The sequence below is a fragment of the Cyclobacterium sediminis genome, from assembly GCF_054781075.1.
Genome location: NZ_BAAGVC010000003.1, coordinates 951869 through 971064, shown reverse-complemented (window position 1 = coordinate 971064; position 19196 = coordinate 951869). Strand labels below are relative to the sequence as shown.

Genomic DNA, 19196 nt, shown 5'->3' with positions numbered 1-19196 from the left:
TGGGTAAAATATGGTTGAAATCATACCTGATGCTTCATAGTATGGCTTTGTTTTTAGATTTTATAAAATTTATAAATACATAATATTTTAAGTTTTTGTTATGTATAAGTTAATCATTGTATATTTTTATTGAAATATTTGCAATCTATCAATTGCTCAATTACATTTGTGTCATACTTACGTAAGTCATAAACATAGGAAAAACAAAAGGGATCAAAAGAAGGATAAAACAATTTAGCTCAGTTGAATTAAATGCAAAAAGCAAATACTGCCGGCCAGGGGCTGAAGTAGTATCCGAAACTGATGTTTAGATAAATATAGCCTTCCGTAGATTATCGATTGTAATTTCTAGCTCAATTACCTGCCCAAAGTAATTAGCCTCAAAAAAGAAATGTTAGGAAGTTCCTAGCAGAGGTTTTTAAAGTTAACATACCTTTAAAAATTTACGATCATGAGATTAATTATTGCAACAATTCTCGCTTTCACAATTACGTCATCAGTGTTTGCTACTGCACCTGTTGAGAATCCAATTGTCACCCTTGAAAAAGTAGGGGATAATAAGTTTCAATTAAAATACATGGAAATTCCTGAAGGAAAGGTGACCGTTGCTATTAAAGATAAGTCAAACAGAATTATCTTCAGGGATGTGATTGAAGCAGAAAAAGTTTTTTACAAAAACTACAACCTTAACAAACTTGATATTGGAAAGTACCAAATCGAAGTTTTTAATGGCAAAGATGGAAAATTGTCCGGTTTTGACATTGTTTTAGGAGACCAAAAAGAAGAGAAAACTTTTTATGCCAAAATGATGGAGGTTGATGGTCAGACATTGGCACTTACCATGAGCAACTTGAATGGTAAAGAAAAGACACTTGAAATTTATGACAATGGAAGTCTAATCCATGAGGAAGCCATCTCCGGTTTGACTTTCGGAAAGAAATTTAAATTTACAAACCTGGAATCTTTAAAAAACATCCACGTAAGAATCGTGGAAGGAAACGGAGTAGGTAAATACATCTTTGCAAATTAATACAAAATATTACTAACCACTAACTATCTCAAAGAGGCTGATTTATCAGCCTCTTTTTTATTTTAGACTTTCTACCCATGAATTAATATTAATAGTCCTTATGATTAAGAGCTAAGTTGGTTTTTATTTGTACCTTTTTAATAGGGGACATAAGTAATTGTTGAATAAATTTCAGGACATTTATTCTTTTGAAATTTATTAGGTCAAAGAATTGTTGTAGTGGGATGGTTACAATTCCGATTACAAATATGGTTTGTCCTAGGTGTATCATGGCTGTGGAGGCAGTGCTAAATGATATGGAAGTTTCCTATAGTCAGGTTAGACTGGGTGCGGTAGAGTTTACACAGGAATTTCCGCCAAGTCGGATCAAGCAATTCGAAAAAAAACTTTTGGAACTAGGCTTCTCTATAGCGAAAAGCAGGGAATTGGTATGGGTGGAGACAGTTAAATTTTCTTTGATTCAGCTTTTTGAGAATGAATCTTTGGAATTAAATGTACCAATTTCCGTTTTACTTTCGGAGAAGATTAATGTTGACTATAGCCGGCTAAGTCAATTGTTTAGTAATTCTCAGGGTAAAACAATAGAACAATATTTTATTGACCTAAAGATTGAGAAAGCCAAGGAGTGGCTTAGCCTAGAAATGTTTAATATTAGTCAGATTGCCTGGAAGCTCGGGTATGGTAGCGTTCAATATTTTTCTGCTCAATTCAAGAAAATAACCGGGCAAACCCCAAGTGACTACAAAAAGTCCTCAAAAAAGGACCGTAAATCCTTAGATAGTTTGGGAAAGCAATAACACCGGAAGTTTTTTAGAACAAGCGTATACCGAGGGATAGCATGAGTTGGTTTTGCCGCTGATCGGTCGGAAAACCTACATAGGATTCTCCCAATTTACCCAGGGCTCCTTCATATTTAAAATCTATGATTAGATTGGCAAGGTCAAGCCCCAAGCCTGCCTGATAGGCGATGGTGGCTTTGTTGTAGTCTGGGGCTGCGGTGGTAGTGGCAGTGGAACTCAGGTCGCTATCCAGAATAAATGCAAGGGTAGGGCCAGCTTGCAGCCTAAAGAAATTTGCAATTTTAAATCCGGCCATAATCGGCACATCGATTTTGTCGAATTGAGCCGTATAACTCACTGTGCTGCTTCCTTGAGTGCTTTTAAATTCGCCGCCTGTATTGGTATAGAGCACTTCAGGTTGAATAAAGATATGATTTCCGCCAAGTCGCGCAAATAGCCCTGCATGGTATCCCAATTTGTCATTACTTGTACTAAATGTGTTTCCATTGACTGAAATATTTCCTTGAGAGACTCCAATTTTTGGGCCTATGGAAAACTCCTGAGCTGAAAGCGTAGCAATAGTTAAAATTTGGGTCAAGAAGAAGATTATTGACATCCGTCTCATATGATCTATGATTTGGTTGAATAACAAATCTAATGAAATTCAGACGGTAAACGTAAAACTAGCCTTCTACACTGTTAAAAAAAAATACTTTGTGAGAAAATCTTCATTTTTCAACCTTTTACAAAAAAAATGAACATAAACTTAAGGAACTAGCTTGTTATTTCGCTAAGGTTCCTTTAATTTGTCTTTAAAGACAAGGTTTGATAAATATATCCTTTTATCTAAATAAAGCACTTGGAGTTTTAACGTGATTTTTAAGAAGATAATTGGTATGGCCTTTGAGTATTGAGTTTGTTAGCATTGAAAATAAAGGATAACCGTTTTAAAAAAGGATAAAAATAATTTCCATGATAGAAGTAATAAAGTACCCAAGTGTATTGGAAAGTAGCAATCTTGAACTTAGAAATGTAGCGAGAGATTTAGTTTCAGGACTTAAAATATATCACGATAATATTGGTTATTTAGTTGGGGATTTGGCTTTATCCGAAGGAACATCTCCTCATAGAAATATTAACAGTTCGCCTGATGAAAATGACTACAGGATCTTTTTGAAAGCAGGATTGTTATTGGCCTCTCAGAAGTTGGGGAGTCCTATTACTGTGACTACAGGTTTTCCTTTTTCAACATTTCAGGTGTTTAAAGAAAATGCCTACAGGTTGTTAGAAAATGAACATATAATAGAATACGACACTCAGACTTTTGGTGGCGGCGGCAAGAAAAAAATGGCTGTTGAAGTGGACAGAGTAGCTGTTATCCCTGAGGTTGTAGGGTGTAGTATGGCTGTTAGACAACTTTACAGTGATGCCCCCAAAAACTTTTTCATGATCAGTTTGGGATATGGTACCATGGAAGCTATTTTGAGTACGGAAGGTGGATTGGTTCAAAGGTCAAGTGTTTCTACTTTTGGTCTAAGGTATGCCATCAACCTTATTACTCGAGAGCTTCAGAAAGACAATTATTTAGATTTAAAAACAGAACATCAAATAGACCAATATTTTAGTGAAGGTTCAATAATTCTAAACAGAAAGCGTTTAGATTTAAAGGAATTAAGGAAACAAGTAATTGAGCAATATTACAACGATGTAATTTCCCCTTCTCTTAGAAAAGCTTTTTCTGATAGTGATTTTGCAAAATCTGCAGACATATACCTTGCCGGGGGTGGAGCCAATTATAGTGAACTCGTCGATTTATTTAAGGCTGAGTTTGATGGTTTGTTAAATGTGCATGTGCCTGAGTCCCCTGAGCAAATGGCATCTATAGGTTATTGTTTCAATAGCTTGGCCATTAATGCAGGTGCAAAAGACAAAGCAGTAGGTCTTGATTTAGGGAATAGTTCCACGATATTAACTACTTTTAAACAAGAAAAAGGAGAATGATAATATGAAATTTGGATCCAACAAGCAACAGAATAAAGAAGCCAATGTAGGTAAAGTAACAGTCCTTTCCATGGGATTCGAACTTACAGGTGATATTATTTCCAAAAGTGATATCAGAGCAGATGGTATACTGGTAGGTAGTATTCGCACAGATAAAAAAGTGGTGGTTGGAGAAAAAGCCTCCATAACCGGAGATATCATTGCAGAGGAAATAAGTATTAACGGAGAGGTAGTGGGAGATCTTTACATCAATGGTGATACAACCATTTATTCCAATGCCAAAGTGTCTGGAAATATCACAACCAGCTCTATTCATATTCATAAAGGAGCCCAGATCAATAGTGGTGTGCAGGTGGTTGATCCAAAGGAGGTAGAAGAAGCTTCTAAGTCCAGCAAAATTAATTCGGTAAGCAGAGAAGAGCTCTACTCAATGTTGGATGAAAAAGCTGAAAAGAAAAAAGAGGTACCTGTGAAACCAATAGCAAAACCTCAAGTGAGGACCTATACAGATACTTCTTCCTCAGGAATAGAAGACAGTAATAAAGACCTGCCAAGAACCTGGTAGATAGCTTATTAATATACAAATAAAAAAGGCAACCAGAACGGTTGCCTTTTTTTTTTTGAGATCTATTTATATAAGGTTACCAATTGTTAATGCTTTGAAAGCACCCTTTGTTTCCTTGGGATCCGCAACTTAAGACTACTTTTAATTATCCACCGCTTCCTGGTTCCCCAAAGACTCCTACCATATTGAGTATTACCAATATGATCACAATGGGACATACCCACCTGATAAAAAACATCCATGCCAATCGGGGAAGTCCCTCAAACGAAGTTGTACCCAAAGTAAGTTCTGCAGCAAATGCTTTAATGTTTTTTATCCAACCGGTGTAAAGACTTAACATCAAGCAGATGATTACAATGGCCAAGGTTCCAAAGAAGAAGTCCATAAGATCAAAAAAGCCCATAATGTCTCTACCAAAGAAACTAAAGTGCATGACATTGAAAAAATTTCCTTTGACCGCAGATAAAGAGGAAGGGATACTTAAAAACATGGCTGAAACTCCTAATGTCCAAGCTGCCTTTTTACGTGACCATTTCCTTTCATCAATAAAATAAGCTACAGGTACCTCTAGCATGGATATACTTGAGGTCAAAGCCGCCACTAATAAAAGCAAGAAAAACATTCCGCCTATAATATTTCCAAACGGTTCAATTTGGTCAAAAACTCTTGGGAGTACATTAAAGACCAATGCTGGGCCTTCATCTGGACTAACCCCAGGCAATAAAGCAAAAAGAGCTGGAAATATCATTAAGCCTCCCATAAGGGCGACAGTGCTGTCCATGCCTGCAATCCAAGCAGAAGACTTGATGATATTGTTGTCCTTGGGTAGGTATGAACCAAATGTAATCATTAATCCCCAACCTACGGACAAGCTAAAAAATGCCTGCCCAAGCGCCGATAATATTACTTTGCCGTTGATTTTACTGAAATCTGGGGATAGGTAATACTCAATTCCCTTTCCTGCTCCGGGTAAAGTCACAGCCCTTGCTGCGATAAGAATGATTATAATAAATAAAAGAGGCATTAAAAACTTTGCGGCTTTTTCAATACCTCCGGAAATGCCACCCAAAACCACAAGGATGGTCATGAGTATAAACAACATGCAAAGAGGGATGACATAGAGAGGGGTTTGGATAAACACCTCAAAATCAATGGGTATGTTAATGAGTTCAGTAAAGATATATCCTATGGTCCATCCTGCAATTACAGAGTAATAACTGAGAACAGCAAAGCATACCACCACACATAGTACACCTGAGGATTGCCAAAATTTACTTCCTCCGGTTTCTTTGATTGCTCCCACAGGGTTTTTTCCGGATTTTCTTCCTAGGGCTACCTCATTAAGAAGCAAAGGTAATCCTACTAAAAGAACACATATTAAATAGACAAAGACAAATGCGCCCCCTCCATTTTGACCCGTGATGTAAGGGAATCTCCATATGTTACCTAGTCCAACTGCCGATCCACCTGCAGCCATGATAAAACCAAATGAAGAGCCCCATTGTCCTCGAGAGGGTGTTTTACTAGATTTTTGCATATTGTTGGGTGAGTTGATTAGATTTCAAAATAAAAAAATAATTATATTTTATAATTAGCTAATTTAATTTGTTTTGCCATAATTTCAATCCCTTCTTCAAAAGTTTTAGGCTTGAAATCCAGAATATTTTTAGCCTTAGAAATATCTAAGCCTGTCCTCAAAGGCCTACTGGCTACCTGAGAAAATACGCTGGAGTCGGTTTTCTTAATTCCTTTTGGGTCTAATTCAAAAAAATTGACAGTAAGCATGGCCATATCGTAGGGAGTAAGTAACTCATCACCGGAAATATTAAAAATTCCAGTCGCATTTTTTTCTACGATAAGCAAGCAGCCCTTTGCTAAATCTTCTGCCAAGGTGGGCGTCCTAAATTGGTCATCAACTAGGCTAAGTTCTTTGTTCTGTTCCAAACCTTTTTTTACCCACAAAACAATATTAGAGCGAGACATGTCGTGGGCAATTCCATAAACCAAATTGGTTCTTACAATTGTCCAGTTGTGGGTGTATTTTTGAACTTCAATTTCAGTTTCGATTTTAGTCTTGCCGTAATAGTTTAGTGGATTTGGCTTAGCCTGCTCATCATATGGCCCATTTTTTCCATCAAAAATAAAATCAGTAGATATGAATATGAGGTGAGATTTGGTCATTTCACATCCTTTCATAATATTTAAGGTTGCCGTAACGTTTTGTTCAAAACAGGTATGTTTGTTTACTTCACATCTGTCTACGTCTGTCATTGAAGCGGCGTGGATAACGTATTGGGGACTATAGGCTTTAAATATAGCCATAACCTCCAGTGGTTTGGTTATATCCATCTCTTCATATACATAACCACCCCATTCAGTGGGGAGGCGGCAATCACCTCTACCGGTGGCTATGGCTTCATATTTTCCTTCAATAAGTATTTCTTTTATGATTTTCTGCCCTAACAAGCCATTCGCTCCTGTAATCAGTATTTTTGGTTTTTTACTTTTGAGGATATTGATATCCATATTCTTTTGCTATTTTCTTTTTTGAGATAAATTCAACATTTACTTTCATGTAAACTGGTGTAATTGGTAAGTCATTACTCCCTGTTTCCAAAGAAGCAATTTCATCCAGAACATCAATACCTTTAATTACCTTACCAAATACAGTATAGGTGTCATCCAAATGCGGTGTACCTCCCACTGTAGTATAGGCTTCGACTTGATTTTTTCTTTTGTCCAATCCCAAATTTAAGTTAAAAAATTTTTCCAACACTACTTTATGGGAAAGCATTAATGAATTAATACTGTCGTATTCTCCTTTTTGGTATAGATCGGCGTATTTTTCTCTAAGTTCTAAATTGGTTTCTAGTTGAAGATATTGAGTAAAAGCTTTCTGAAGTTTCCTCAAATCTGTAGTCAATTCAGGTTCCTCATAAACCTTTCCTTCTACAATATAGAACTGACAGCCACTGGATCTCATTTCGGGGTTAATTTGATCGCCTTGCCGAGCGGCAGCTATACTGCCCTTTTCATGGATCAAATTTTCATTAAATTCGGAAGGTAGGGTGTACCAAACTTTCTGTTCCATGTTTTCTTTGTTAAAAACATCCCCACCTTGAATCATAAAGTCTTCAATGATTCTGTAAAAAGTGGTGGAATCGTACCTCCCTGCTTCTGCCAGTGATATAAAGTTCTCCTTATGAGCAGGTGTTTCATCGTAGAGTATGGCGTACATTTTTCCATATGCTGTATCGATCGTAATGAGATAGTCTTTCTCACTCGCACAGGAGGTTAACGATAGGACAATTAAAATTCCTGCAATTCTTCTTAATAATGAAATCCTAGCCATTTAGTCTTTTCTTAATTTCTTTTAATAGTAGGTCTCCTCCTTGAGATTTAATAGCTTCAGCAAGCTTTTTGCCTAATAAACCAGCTTCCTCTCCGGTTCCACTATGGGAGGCAAAGAGTCTTTCTTTACCATCAATTTGCATGAGTCCTCCTTCAAGTATTAATTGATCCTCTTCCCAACGGGCAAGGGCAAAGGCCGGAATACTACAACCCCCTTCTAAAACGCTTAAAAAACTTCTTTCCGCTTCTAAACATGCCGCGGATTCGGGATGGTTAATAGCAGATTTTATAAGCGTTTTTAGCTCATGGTCCATGCCTTTATGGATTTCCACTCCTATACTACCTTGACCTACTGCAGGGATAAATTCTGTTAGGGGTAATTCTTTTTTGATCAGTTTGTCGTAACCCATTCGGTGAACACCTGCATAGGCCAAAAGCAAACCATCACAAAGCCCTCCTTCCATTTTGCTTACCCTTGTTTGTAGGTTGCCTCTTACATCGACGGTTTTAATATGTGGGTAAAAATATTTTAATGTTGCCACCCTCCTGGTTGCTGAGGTTCCCAATACTAAAGGCTTACTCCTGTCATTTAGGTCAGGGAAATCATCCTTGTGGCTGATGATGACGTCATTTACCTTTTCTCTTTCAGTAAAGGCAATTGTTTCGAACCCTTCAGGTAAACGTGAAGGAAGATCTTTTGCGCTGTGCACGGCGATGTCAATTTCTCCGGCCGCTAATTTGGCTTCCAACTCTTCTGTAAAGACACCTTTGCTACCAATTTTTGAAATGGAAACATCCAATACCTTGTCTCCTTTGGTTTCTATTGTTACGATGGTAGTGCTCAAACCATTCTTGTTCAATAAATCCGCTACATAATAAGCTTGGTATAAAGCCAATTTACTTCCTCTTGTTCCTATTTTAATTGATTTCATTACGAATCCGATTTCCTTCTTACTTGTTTTTTTTGAACGCCACTTTCTATAAATGAGACAATATTTCCTGCAATGTCCAATCCGGTGGCCTTTTCTATACCTTCCAGCCCGGGTGAGCTATTAACCTCTAAAATCAGAGGACCCCTGTCTGATTGTAATAGATCCACTCCGGCAACCGAAAGTCCCAAAGCCTTGGCCGCATTTAATGCAGCGGACTTTTCAGCCCTCGATAGTTTGATCACCTCAGCTTTTCCTCCTCTATGCAGGTTGGAGCGAAACTCTCCCTCTGCCCCTTGCCTTTTCATTGCGCCAACTACTTTGTTGTTCACAACAAATGCCCGGATATCTGCCCCTTTGGCTTCTTTTATAAATTCTTGAACGATTATTCGCGCTTTTAGCCCATGAAAGGCCTCAATTACGGATTGTCCGGCTTTTCTTGTCTCTGCTAAAACCACACCTAAACCTTGGGTGCCTTCCAGTAACTTGATGATTAATGGGGCACCGCCAACCATTTCCACAATTTGCTTTTCTCCACCTTTTGAAAAATTAGTGAATGCCGTTTTCGGCATGCCCAAACCTTCTCGTGAAAGAATCTGCAAGGACCTCAATTTATCTCTGCTGCGAACAATTGCCTGAGAGGCTACCACAGAAAAAACACCCATCAGTTCAAACTGTCTGACTACGGCAGTCCCATAAAAAGTGACTGAGGCTCCTATTCTTGGGATAATCGCATCAATTCCATTGAGCTTTTCTCCTTTATAGATAATGTGTGGACCTTTTTGTTCAATGACTAAGTCACAAGCAGAATGATCGATGACCAAAGCTTCATGGTTGGCCTCCTGAATGGCTTGAACGAGCCTTCTGGTGGAGTACAATTGTGGATTTCGAGATAATACCGCTATTTTCATTCTGCTTTTGTAAGGTTTACCTTTTCAACATCTACCAAAAATCTGCCTGCCAATATTTTGCGGCCTAATAATACATTGTTTTTCATTTTGCCTCTGTCAGAAAGCGTAAAACCTGCCTTGAACTGTTGATCTCCAAGTGTCATCATGGTTTTGATTAAAAAACGCTTTTCAATTTGGCCAAAGGAGTTTTTCACCTTTTTTATTTTGTAGTTGTCAATGTTAATTGTTTTTCCGGTATACCTATCGTCTTCAGGATCCAAAAGAATTACCTCCAGTTCTTTCCTATTGTCTTTAAGTACCTCTTTCACAGAGGTGACATGAATAGAACAATTGTAGGCTCCGGTATCAATTTTTGCATTGATTGCTGTTATATTCCATTCAGGGAGGTCGATTTTTTCTTTCCTTCCGATAATTGTTTTTTCCATGACTCAAAGTTAAGCTTTACTTGAACAATAGTCATGCTGGATGCGCAATTATTGCATCAGGCAGCTTTGATTATACGCGCCAAGTTAAACCCTAAATCCAAAAATAATATTTTAGGGTTCACATTTCTTTCTATGTGGTAATGGGCTTCATTTAAAGCTGTGTAGATTTTGGTTAGCTTTTCCTCATTTAAAACAGAATTGCTGAATTTGATAATGAATTCTCTGTCCTCATCAGTTGTTCGCATTAACTCAGCTAACTGGGCTTTATTTAATAAAGACTCTCTGATTACATTAATTCCGGTTAACAATAAAGATCTTTGGCCTTCTTTTGAGAACCTAGTGATTTGTTCTGAAAAATTAACTAGTTCTTGAATCTTAACCGAATAGCAGTCCCTTAGCCAGTCTCTGAAAATCATGGTGTTTTTGTCTTCGGTGTTTTGGGATAGCAGCATGGCTTCTCTTAAGTTTCCATCTGCAAGAGGGGCAATTTGTTGGGCAGCAACTGCTGTTGCCAGGCCATTCTCAACAAGGTAGCCTTGTATTTCATTGTCTGTAAAATTCCTCACATGAACCTTTTGCGTTCGCGAAAGAATGGTTGTCAATAGGCTTTCCGGCTGCTGAGTAATCATAAGGAAGAGTGTTTTTTCCGGAGGCTCTTCTAAAACCTTTAGGAGTGCATTGGCTGCAGCTACATGCATGGTTTCCGGTGCCCAAATAAGCATCATTTTATACCCCCCTTCAAAAGATTTCAAAGAGAGCGTTTTAACGATCTGCTTGGCAGCTCCTTTTGTGATGCTTAATGGTTTGTTGATTGCCAAATGATAATTCCAATCCTGCAGGTTGCCATAAGGGTTTTTCAATACAAAATCTCTCCAGGAAGAAAGAAGGTCTGTGGTTTCTTCCTCATCTTTTTTCTTCGCTGCAGGAAGAGGCATTGCAAAATTTAAGTCAGGATGCACCAGTTTCCCCATTTTAATACAAGAAGGGCATTTCCCACAAGCATCATCAGGGCCCGGATTGGCACAATTTATATAAGTAGCCATGGCCAAGACCAATGGCATACTAGGGCTCCCTTCTTTTCCATGGAATAATAATGCATGAGCCAGGTGATCATTTTTAATGGCATTGATAAGCTTGACTTTTGTTTCTTCAAGCCCCGGAATTGATGAAAAAAGCATGTTTTTTTATTTATAATTCTTTGTCCCAAATACGGTAAGGCCTGGTTATTTCAAATACTTTTTGCAATATAGCTCTTTCATTTTCATCAAACTCTTTGCCCTTTAATTCCATAACCTTTTGAGCAGTTGCTTCAAATTTCATAAGCTTAAAAGTACTAAAACCTGCAGAACCACCACCCCATGCAAAGGAGCTAACAAATTTTCTGGGAAAGCCCTCCCCAAATACGTTTGATCCAACGCCTATTACAGTGCCTGTGTTGAGTGTGGTTCCTATGCCAAGTTTGGTGTGGTCAGCTACCATTGATCCACAAAATTGTAAGCCAGTATCTCCATACCCACCTTTGGTATAATCCCAAACCTTGACAGGCATTAGATTATTCTTCATATTGGAGACCACAGTATTAGCACCGAAGTTGCACCATTCACCTACTACGCTATTGCCAATATAGCCATCGTGTGATTTGTTGCTATGACCAAAAAAAACGGTATTGGAAACTTCTCCACCGACTTTGCAATTAGGGCCAACGGTGGTGTTTTCACGGATTTTGGATCCCATACTTAGAATGGCACCATCACATAAGGCAAATGGACCTCTAATCACGGATCCCTCAGATACTTCTGTGTTTTTACCAATATAAATGGGCCCATTCGTAGCATTTAAAATTGCCGCACGCACTTTAGCCCCCTTTTCGATAAAGATATTGGGTTCATTGTACATATGTGTGTGGGGGTCGTCTGTACCCCAAGAAACCCTACGTTTGCTTATAAGGGTGAAATCCTTTTTTATTTCATCTCCATTCCATAGAAAAATCTGCCAGTTTCTGCTAAGTAACCTAATATCACCCTCAAATTCAATTCTCTTTTTAGTAGGTAAATGGTCGTTGTGAAAGTCCTCAGGTTTGTCAAAAAATGCAGCCAATAAAGTGTCTTGGTGCCAAAGAGCTTCGTTTTCATTGAGCGAGTCAATGGTGCTTATAAGGTCCTCATCTGGACATAAAGCGCCATTAATATAGAGGGCCTTATGGCTTAATGGGGGGTATTTTCCTTGTAAGTAATTTTGTGTCAAAAAACCCAGGTCTTTGGCGTGAAGTGCGTTTTGCCACTTTTCACTGATTTTAAAAATGCCTATCCTTATTTCGGCAATAGGGCGGGTAAACGTAAATGGCAACAAGTTCCCTCTACTCTTGGGGTCATCAAATAAAACGATATGGTCCATATTACAAAAATAAAAAAGTCTACCAGAATTATGCTTCTGATAGACTTTATCTCAAAGAATAATATGAAAAACTTACTTTTTCTTATATCTCCTATTAAATTTCTCAACTCTACCAGCAGTATCCAAAAGCATTTTCTTACCGGTATAGAAAGGGTGAGACGCAGAGCTAACCTCTACCTTTACCAATGGGTAATCCTCGCCATTTTCCCAAGTAATGGTGTCATTTGTTTCAATGGTAGACTTGGTGATGAACTTATAATCACTAGAAGTGTCTAAGAAAACTACTTCTCTGTAATTTGGATGGATTTCTTTTTTCATTGTATAAACTATTATTTTTTTTCTTCTTCAAATTGAGGCACAAATTTACCCCTTTTTATAATTTTCTCCAAAACATTCCCTTTCAAATATAAAATACTTCGCTAATTTTATATCATAAATGGCCAATTCAGTCAATAGGCTAGTTTTCAGTAAAATCTAAAATGTGATTTTTTATCCACAATACTGGTTATTCAGTGTAAACTTAAGTTTTTATGAAGTACTTTTTTCTTTTTTTTATGTTTACAGGTTCCTTTGTCTCAGATGTTTTGTCACAAAGTCCATATTTGCCGTTCAATAGGGATTACTATTCTCTTTTGGAAAGGTACGAAATAAAAAATGGAGCTTTTAATGAATTTTTCCATACAGGGAGCAAGCCTTACAGAAGAGATGAGGTGGTCCAGTTTCTCGAGAAATACAAACAAACGGCCGGCCCCCTAAGCAGTAAGGATGAGTTTAACCTTAATTATTTATTGCAAGATAATTGGGAGTATGCCTCTGATACTATGGCTCTTTCTAAACTTTCCTTAGGTAAACACATTTATAATAGGCCTTCAGATTTTTATGGTTACAAGAATAAAGATTTTGATGTACACTTAAATCCTGTCCTGTATTTACAAGGGGGAGCTGAAATCGACAGTGATCAGATGCCTTTTCGAAATACCCGAGGATTGGCAATACATGGGAGTATTGACAATAAAATCGGTTTTTACACCATGCTGGCTACTACCGACTTGCTGTTCCCCTCTTGGGTAAACGATTATGTGGGAAGTCATGGGGCCATTCCGGGGCAAGGCTTTTGGAAAAGGTATGGTGACAGGGGCTATAGTTTCTTCTCCGCACGGGGCCATATTACTTTTTCTGCCACAAGACATGTAAACATTCAAATGGGGCATGACAGCCATTTTATTGGAGAAGGCCTTAGGTCTTTTATATTGTCAGATTTTTCGAATCCCTTTGTGTTTGTGAAAGTCAACACAAAGATAGGGAAGGTCAATTTCACTAATTTATGGGGGCAAATGACGGCCGATATCATCACATCCAGGGGAGTGCCTACAGATGGGCGGTACCCACAAAAGTGGTTTTCTTTCCACAGGTTAGGGGTTAATTTAGGAAAAAGGTTTAACCTGGGAGTGTTTGAATCAGTAATGGCGGATAAAGCAAACTGGAATTATTTCAATCCCTTGATTTTTTATCGGTGGGTAGAGCACCAATTAGGCACTCCGGATAAAGTAATGCTCGGAACAGATATGAAATGGAATGTTGGTAGTGGAATGCAATTTTATGGGCAGTTTGTCCTTGATGAATTTGTCTTTGATGAGTTTTTTCATATTACCGAAAGTGGTTCCAGTAGAAACAAACATGGTGTCCAGTTAGGATATAAATACATTGATGTAGCCGGTATAGATAACCTTGATTTTCAGTTGGAGTACAACCAGGCGAGACCCTTTACTTTTCAAGAGAAGTTTGACTATCAGTCTTATACCAATTACAGCATTCCACTTACCCACCCAAGAGGAGCTAACTTTAGAGAGCTTTTGGCAGTGATGACTTATCAGCCTTTGCCAAAGTTGACGCTTCGAGGAACAATGATGTACCAAATGTATGGCGCAGACCCTACGAAAGAAGATAACTATGGAGGAGACATCTTAAAAAACAGAACCCAAAATAGTACAGGTTTATATGGTAATTATATTGGGCAAGGGCAAAAAAACAAGGTCGGCATGGCAACTTTACATTTGCAATACTTGTTACGGCATAACTTATTCATTGATTTATCTCAAACAATGCGGCAAGTAAATGCCGATGGAGAGATAAGTTCCAAAACCTCCTATGGCCAATTGGCGTTGCGATTAAATATTTCCAGATTTGACCAACAATTTTAATTGGTAAGGATTAATTAGCAACCCTTCCATCCAAAAATTGGTAAATTGCGCAATTATTGTGGCAATTTAGTTTCGAAATGAATTTGATGTACCAAAATAGATTTGCTTATTTTCTTAGGAATAAACATTGCCTAAGAATAACCGGGTATTGAAATTCCCTCAATCCTATTCACCCTTGATTACAATTTGTATTAAAAATACCATATGAAGACTTACTTAAGAATCTTGGCCTATGCGCGCCCCTACCGGAGGTATTTGCCCGTGTATATTGCTTACGCGTTATTGGCCATCGTTTTTGGATTGCTGAACTTCACCCTTCTAAAGCCACTTTTTGATGTGATATTTGAACAAGTGGGGAAAGAGGAGTTACAGGTATATGCCAATAAGCCTGACTTCGCTTTAAGTGTAAACTATTTCATGCATTTATTTAACTACTATTTTCTGCAAGTTGCCAATATTTATGGGCGGTTTGGGACTTTGGTGTATGTCTGCATCATCATTGTAATATCGGTGTTTTTGAGCAATTTATTTGCTTACTTATCAGGAGTGGTTTTGGCAAAAGTGCGTGCTGACATTATCCAAGGAATGCGTGTTCATATTTTTACAGCAGTGAGTAATATGCATTTGGGTTATTTTTCTGATGAAAGAAAGGGGGATTTGATCAGTAAAATGACCAATGATATTCAGGAGGTTGAGAATAGTATTGTCCAGTCTTTGAGGGTGATATTTAAAGAGCCTGTTACGGTTATCCTTTATTTTGCAGTTTTGTTTTTTATGTCATACCAGTTGACATTGTTCACGATATTGCTTATTCCGGTATCAGGAGCCATCATTGGGTATATTACCAAAAAATTAAAAAAGAAAGCGGAGCAAAGTCAAGAATCTTTGGGGAGAATTGTGAATATATTGGATGAAACGATTGGTGGCATGCGGGTTGTCAAGGCCTTTGGAGCCAGGAGTTTTGTTCAAAATAAATTTGAGGGTGAAACAGATTATTATGCTGATGTTAATGTCTCTATGGCAAGGAAGAATGAGCTGGCATCACCCGTTAGCCAATTTTTAGGCGTTTCGGTTGTCGCTGGGATTTTATTATACGGAGGCAATTTGGTATTGAATAATACCTCATCATTAAGTGCCAGTGAGTTTATTGCTTATATCATATTGTTTACACAGGTACTAAATCCTGCCAAAGAGATTTCCAGAGCGCTCAGTAGCATACAAAGGGGACTGGCCTCTGCTCGAAGGATTTTTGCAGTGGTGGATACCCAACCAATGATTGTAGATGTGGCTTCCCCACAAGCTTTGAAAGGATTTACACAGTCTGTAGTTTTTAAAAATGTAGGCTTTGCCTATCAGGAAAATGCGGTATTGAATGATGTTAATTTCGAGTTGAAAAAAGGTCGTACTATTGCATTGGTAGGGCCATCAGGCGGAGGAAAGTCAACATTGGCAGATTTATTGCCTAGGTTTTATGATCCAAGTCAAGGGGAGATAACCATTGATGGCATAGCTCTTAAAAATTGCAGCATAACAGATCTCAGGAGTTTGATGGGAATTGTTACCCAAGAGTCTATCCTTTTCAATGATACGGTTTTTAATAATATAGCCTTCGGCATGGAAGGGGTTTCTTTAGAGAAAGTTCAGGAAGCTGCAAAAATTGCCAATGCGCATGATTTTATTGTGGAGCTTGAGAAAGGCTATGAAACCAATATCGGAGAGCGAGGAGGTAAATTATCAGGTGGGCAAAGGCAACGCATTAGTATTGCGAGGGCTGTTTTAAAAAATCCGGAAATTTTGATTTTAGATGAGGCCACATCAGCACTTGATTCTGCATCCGAAAAACTGGTCCAGGAAGCCTTGTCCAATTTAATGAAAAACCGCACTTCTTTGGTGATTGCACATCGCCTGAGTACCATCCAACATGCAAATGAGATTCTGGTGATTGAAAGTGGACGTATAGTGGAAAGAGGGACGCACGATGAATTGATCCAAAAAGGAGGATTATATAATAAACTTTCCCAAATGCAGTCTGTTTAGTATATTGTGTAAATAAACCCATATAAAAAGCATTATGAAAAAAGTCAACAGTATATTTCAGTTATTAACAGCTTTGTTTTTCGGTATAGGATTGGTTTATTTTCTCACCTATGAGAAAATGTGGGGAGGAACGCCAATGACAGGAGAGGTTGTTTCTTGGTTGTTGGCTGGATTGGTGATTTATCTGATCACTTGGGGAACAAGTTGGGGATATGTAAGTAGCCTAAACAGCCGTATCAAAAAGATAGAGTTGGAGAAAAAGGATCTGAAAGCATTGGTTTTTGACCTTGAAAGGGGAGGGAAAGTTAGTCCAGTAGAAAAGAATACGGAATTAACTAAGGATGAAACAGAATCTTCCGCTATTAAACCAAGAGAGAATTTCAAATAGAAATTGCTTAATAGCCGGGTATGGATAGTCACACAGTATAAATAACAAGGATGGTAGCAAAAACTTTTGGTAGTGCAGTCTCAGGAGTAGATGCCAAGTTGATCACCATTGAAGTAAATGTAGGTCAGGGGACCAGTTTTTTTATGGTAGGTCTCCCGGATAGTGCCGTGAAAGAGAGCCAACAGCGTGTTGAGTCAGCTCTCAAATACTATGGCTACAGGATGCCTAGGCAAAAAGTTGTCATCAATTTGGCGCCTGCAGATATCAAAAAGGAAGGTTCATCTTATGATCTTCCTATTGCCATAGGTATAATGCAGGCATCTGAGCAAGTGTTTTTTCCGGAATTAGAGCAGTATGTGATTATGGGTGAGCTGGCTCTTGATGGGAAGCTTAGAAGAATTAAAGGTGTGCTGCCCATAGCAATAGAAGCAAGGAAAAGAGGGTACAAAGGCTTTATCCTTCCCAAAGAAAATGCACAGGAGGCCTCTATTGTAAATAATCTTGATGTAATTCCGGTAGAAACCCTTCAAGAGGCCATTCATTTTTTGGAAGGGAAAGAAACAATAACTCCTCTAGTCACCGATACCAGAAACCTCTTTTATGACTCTATAGAAGAAAATGATTTTGATTTTGCTGATGTTCAAGGGCAGGAAAATATCAAGCGGGCGATGGAAATAGCCGCAGCAGGCGGACACAATGTAATCATGATAGGCCCTCCCGGTGCCGGCAAAACCATGCTTGCCAAGAGGTTGCCTTCCATATTGCCTCCAATGAGCCTACAGGAAGCATTGGAAACAACCAAAATTCATTCGGTGGCAGGTAAGTTGGGCGCCAGTTCTTCATTGATCGCCCAAAGACCCTTTCGCTCTCCACACCATACTATAAGTGATGTGGCTTTGGTTGGTGGGGGAGGCAACCCACAACCAGGTGAAATATCCCTGTCCCATAATGGCGTATTGTTTTTGGATGAATTGCCTGAATTCAAAAGGACTGTTTTGGAAGTGATGCGTCAACCACTTGAGGAACGAAGGGTAACCATTTCAAGGGCAAGAGTTACGGTAGACTTCCCTGCGAATTTTATGTTAATTGCAAGCATGAACCCATGTCCATGTGGATTTTATAACCATCCGGACAAAGAGTGTGTTTGCGGTCCGGGTATCGTTCAAAAATACCTCAATAAAGTGAGTGGCCCTTTGTTAGACAGGATAGACCTTCATGTGGAAGTGACTCCGATAAACTTTGAGGAAATGACTTCCGATAGAAAATCTGAATCGAGTAAATCTATCAGAGAGCGGGTGTCGGGAGCAAGGGCTTATCAACAAGCAAGGTTTGAGAAGAATCCAGAAGTCCATTGCAATGCAATGATGCCATCTCACATGGTGAAAGAGGTAGTGAAAATTAATCAGGCCGGCAAAACTTTATTGAAAACGGCCATGGATCGGCTGGGACTTTCTGCCCGTGCTTACGATCGAATTTTAAAAGTCTCCAGAACTATTGCAGACCTTTCAGGGTCAGGAGATATAAAAGCTGAACACCTCGCAGAAGCCATTCAGTACAGGAGTCTCGATAGAGATGGATGGGCGGGATGATCTTTATGGATATACCAAGTTGGTTTTACCCGTTAAAGTCAAATATGTTTTGCTTATATTTGCCTGACCATCTGGGTGATGTTTATAATTGTAGATGGTTTTGAGTAGTATCTAGAAATAATTGAGTTGATTTTATGTGGACTAAAGAAACTAAAATTCAAGCAGAGATGGAGATGGCCAATTCAACTTCAGTATTTGCCCCTGGATTATCAATCAAGGGAGATATTGAAGCAGTTAGTGATATTAGGATTGAAGGGGATGTATTGGGAGATGTCTCCACACCCAAAAAAGTAATTATTGGTATCTCAGGTAATGTGGAAGGAGATATTAAAGCCTCTGAAATTTGTGTAATGGGCAAGGTTTTAGGAGACGTCTTTGTCGAAGGCTTGGCCAGGTTTACCGCTGAAGCTAAAATGAGAGGAAAGATTTTTTCTGAAAAAATAGAGATAGAATCCGGAGCGGATATGGAAGTAATGGTTGCTAAATACAAGACTTTCCTGAGCCAGGAAAAAGAAAAACAAACAACCATGCCTCGATCAAACCCATTGATCAACGAAAGGCTATTTGATCAATCCATGGCGAAGATGAGTGAATAG

At 38.5% G+C, this 19196-nt stretch carries 19 protein-coding genes; 9 read left to right on the top strand and 10 right to left on the bottom strand.

Annotated elements, in window-relative coordinates; all coding sequences use genetic code 11:
* The first annotated feature begins 451 nt into the window (after nucleotides 1–451).
* Together ACYVHJ_RS06395 and ACYVHJ_RS06390 are read left to right on the top strand one after the other, a co-directional pair.
* Nucleotides 452–1030, top strand: coding sequence for a hypothetical protein (locus ACYVHJ_RS06395; RefSeq protein WP_460513323.1), 579 nt, complete (start codon nucleotides 452–454; stop codon nucleotides 1028–1030).
* Between the two features lie 248 nt (nucleotides 1031–1278).
* On the top strand, nucleotides 1279–1827 hold the full coding sequence (locus ACYVHJ_RS06390) for a helix-turn-helix domain-containing protein (protein ID WP_339902910.1): 549 nt from the start codon (nucleotides 1279–1281) through the stop codon (nucleotides 1825–1827).
* Nucleotides 1828–1840: 13 nt separating this feature from the next.
* Here ACYVHJ_RS06390 and ACYVHJ_RS06385 read toward each other — a convergent pair whose 3' ends face one another.
* Nucleotides 1841–2434 (bottom strand): porin family protein, encoded by a 594-nt coding sequence (locus tag ACYVHJ_RS06385; RefSeq protein WP_339902911.1) that lies wholly within the window; start codon nucleotides 2432–2434, stop codon nucleotides 1841–1843.
* A gap of 332 nt (nucleotides 2435–2766) precedes the next feature.
* Here ACYVHJ_RS06385 and ACYVHJ_RS06380 point away from each other — a divergent pair, with 332 nt between their 5' ends.
* On the top strand, nucleotides 2767–3810 hold the full coding sequence (locus tag ACYVHJ_RS06380) for a ParM/StbA family protein (protein ID WP_262485333.1): 1044 nt from the start codon (nucleotides 2767–2769) through the stop codon (nucleotides 3808–3810).
* Between the two features lie 4 nt (nucleotides 3811–3814).
* On the top strand, nucleotides 3815–4375 hold the full coding sequence (locus ACYVHJ_RS06375) for a bactofilin family protein (RefSeq protein ID WP_339902912.1): 561 nt from the start codon (nucleotides 3815–3817) through the stop codon (nucleotides 4373–4375).
* A 145-nt stretch (nucleotides 4376–4520) separates the two neighbouring features.
* Here ACYVHJ_RS06375 and ACYVHJ_RS06370 read toward each other — a convergent pair whose 3' ends face one another.
* From ACYVHJ_RS06370 to ACYVHJ_RS06330, 9 genes are all read right to left on the bottom strand, one after another.
* On the bottom strand, nucleotides 4521–5912 hold the full coding sequence (locus ACYVHJ_RS06370; protein WP_460513320.1) for a sodium-dependent transporter: 1392 nt from the start codon (nucleotides 5910–5912) through the stop codon (nucleotides 4521–4523).
* Between the two features lie 41 nt (nucleotides 5913–5953).
* Nucleotides 5954–6901, bottom strand: a complete 948-nt coding sequence (locus tag ACYVHJ_RS06365; RefSeq protein WP_460513318.1) for an SDR family oxidoreductase — start codon at nucleotides 6899–6901, stop codon at nucleotides 5954–5956.
* Nucleotides 6876–7727, bottom strand: a complete 852-nt coding sequence (locus tag ACYVHJ_RS06360; RefSeq protein WP_460513316.1) for a peptidylprolyl isomerase — start codon at nucleotides 7725–7727, stop codon at nucleotides 6876–6878. The genes ACYVHJ_RS06365 and ACYVHJ_RS06360 overlap by 26 nt, the downstream gene beginning before the upstream one ends.
* The gene (gene hemC, locus ACYVHJ_RS06355; protein WP_460513314.1) at nucleotides 7720–8658 is read right to left on the bottom strand and encodes a hydroxymethylbilane synthase; all 939 of its coding nucleotides are present in this window, start codon (nucleotides 8656–8658) and stop codon (nucleotides 7720–7722) included. Before hemC ends, ACYVHJ_RS06360 begins: the two co-directional genes overlap by 8 nt.
* The gene (gene rimK / locus ACYVHJ_RS06350; RefSeq protein ID WP_460513312.1) at nucleotides 8658–9566 is read right to left on the bottom strand and encodes a 30S ribosomal protein S6--L-glutamate ligase; all 909 of its coding nucleotides are present in this window, start codon (nucleotides 9564–9566) and stop codon (nucleotides 8658–8660) included. The genes hemC and rimK overlap by 1 nt, the downstream gene beginning before the upstream one ends.
* A complete protein-coding gene (locus tag ACYVHJ_RS06345; protein ID WP_339902939.1) occupies nucleotides 9563–9991 on the bottom strand; it encodes an ATP-dependent zinc protease family protein in 429 nt (142 codons plus the stop codon). Before ACYVHJ_RS06345 ends, rimK begins: the two co-directional genes overlap by 4 nt.
* Before the next feature lie 56 nt (nucleotides 9992–10047).
* Entirely contained in the window at nucleotides 10048–11169 is a 1122-nt protein-coding gene (locus ACYVHJ_RS06340; protein WP_339902938.1) for a DNA polymerase III subunit, read from the bottom strand.
* 10 nt (nucleotides 11170–11179) lie between these two features.
* Complete coding sequence (locus tag ACYVHJ_RS06335; RefSeq protein ID WP_460513309.1) at nucleotides 11180–12385, bottom strand: putative sugar nucleotidyl transferase; 1206 nt, start codon at nucleotides 12383–12385, stop codon at nucleotides 11180–11182.
* 72 nt (nucleotides 12386–12457) lie between these two features.
* On the bottom strand, nucleotides 12458–12703 hold the full coding sequence (locus ACYVHJ_RS06330; protein ID WP_014018871.1) for a type B 50S ribosomal protein L31: 246 nt from the start codon (nucleotides 12701–12703) through the stop codon (nucleotides 12458–12460).
* 212 nt (nucleotides 12704–12915) lie between these two features.
* Here ACYVHJ_RS06330 and ACYVHJ_RS06325 point away from each other — a divergent pair, with 212 nt between their 5' ends.
* From ACYVHJ_RS06325 to ACYVHJ_RS06305, 5 genes are all read left to right on the top strand, one after another.
* Nucleotides 12916–14586 (top strand): hypothetical protein, encoded by a 1671-nt coding sequence (locus ACYVHJ_RS06325; protein WP_460513306.1) that lies wholly within the window; start codon nucleotides 12916–12918, stop codon nucleotides 14584–14586.
* Nucleotides 14587–14790: 204 nt separating this feature from the next.
* The gene (locus ACYVHJ_RS06320; RefSeq protein WP_460513304.1) at nucleotides 14791–16623 is read left to right on the top strand and encodes an ABC transporter ATP-binding protein; all 1833 of its coding nucleotides are present in this window, start codon (nucleotides 14791–14793) and stop codon (nucleotides 16621–16623) included.
* A gap of 34 nt (nucleotides 16624–16657) precedes the next feature.
* Nucleotides 16658–17011, top strand: coding sequence for a DUF485 domain-containing protein (locus ACYVHJ_RS06315; protein ID WP_339904566.1), 354 nt, complete (start codon nucleotides 16658–16660; stop codon nucleotides 17009–17011).
* Between the two features lie 50 nt (nucleotides 17012–17061).
* Nucleotides 17062–18600 (top strand): YifB family Mg chelatase-like AAA ATPase, encoded by a 1539-nt coding sequence (locus ACYVHJ_RS06310; RefSeq protein WP_460513302.1) that lies wholly within the window; start codon nucleotides 17062–17064, stop codon nucleotides 18598–18600.
* 134 nt (nucleotides 18601–18734) lie between these two features.
* On the top strand, nucleotides 18735–19196 hold the full coding sequence (locus ACYVHJ_RS06305) for a bactofilin family protein (protein WP_460513300.1): 462 nt from the start codon (nucleotides 18735–18737) through the stop codon (nucleotides 19194–19196).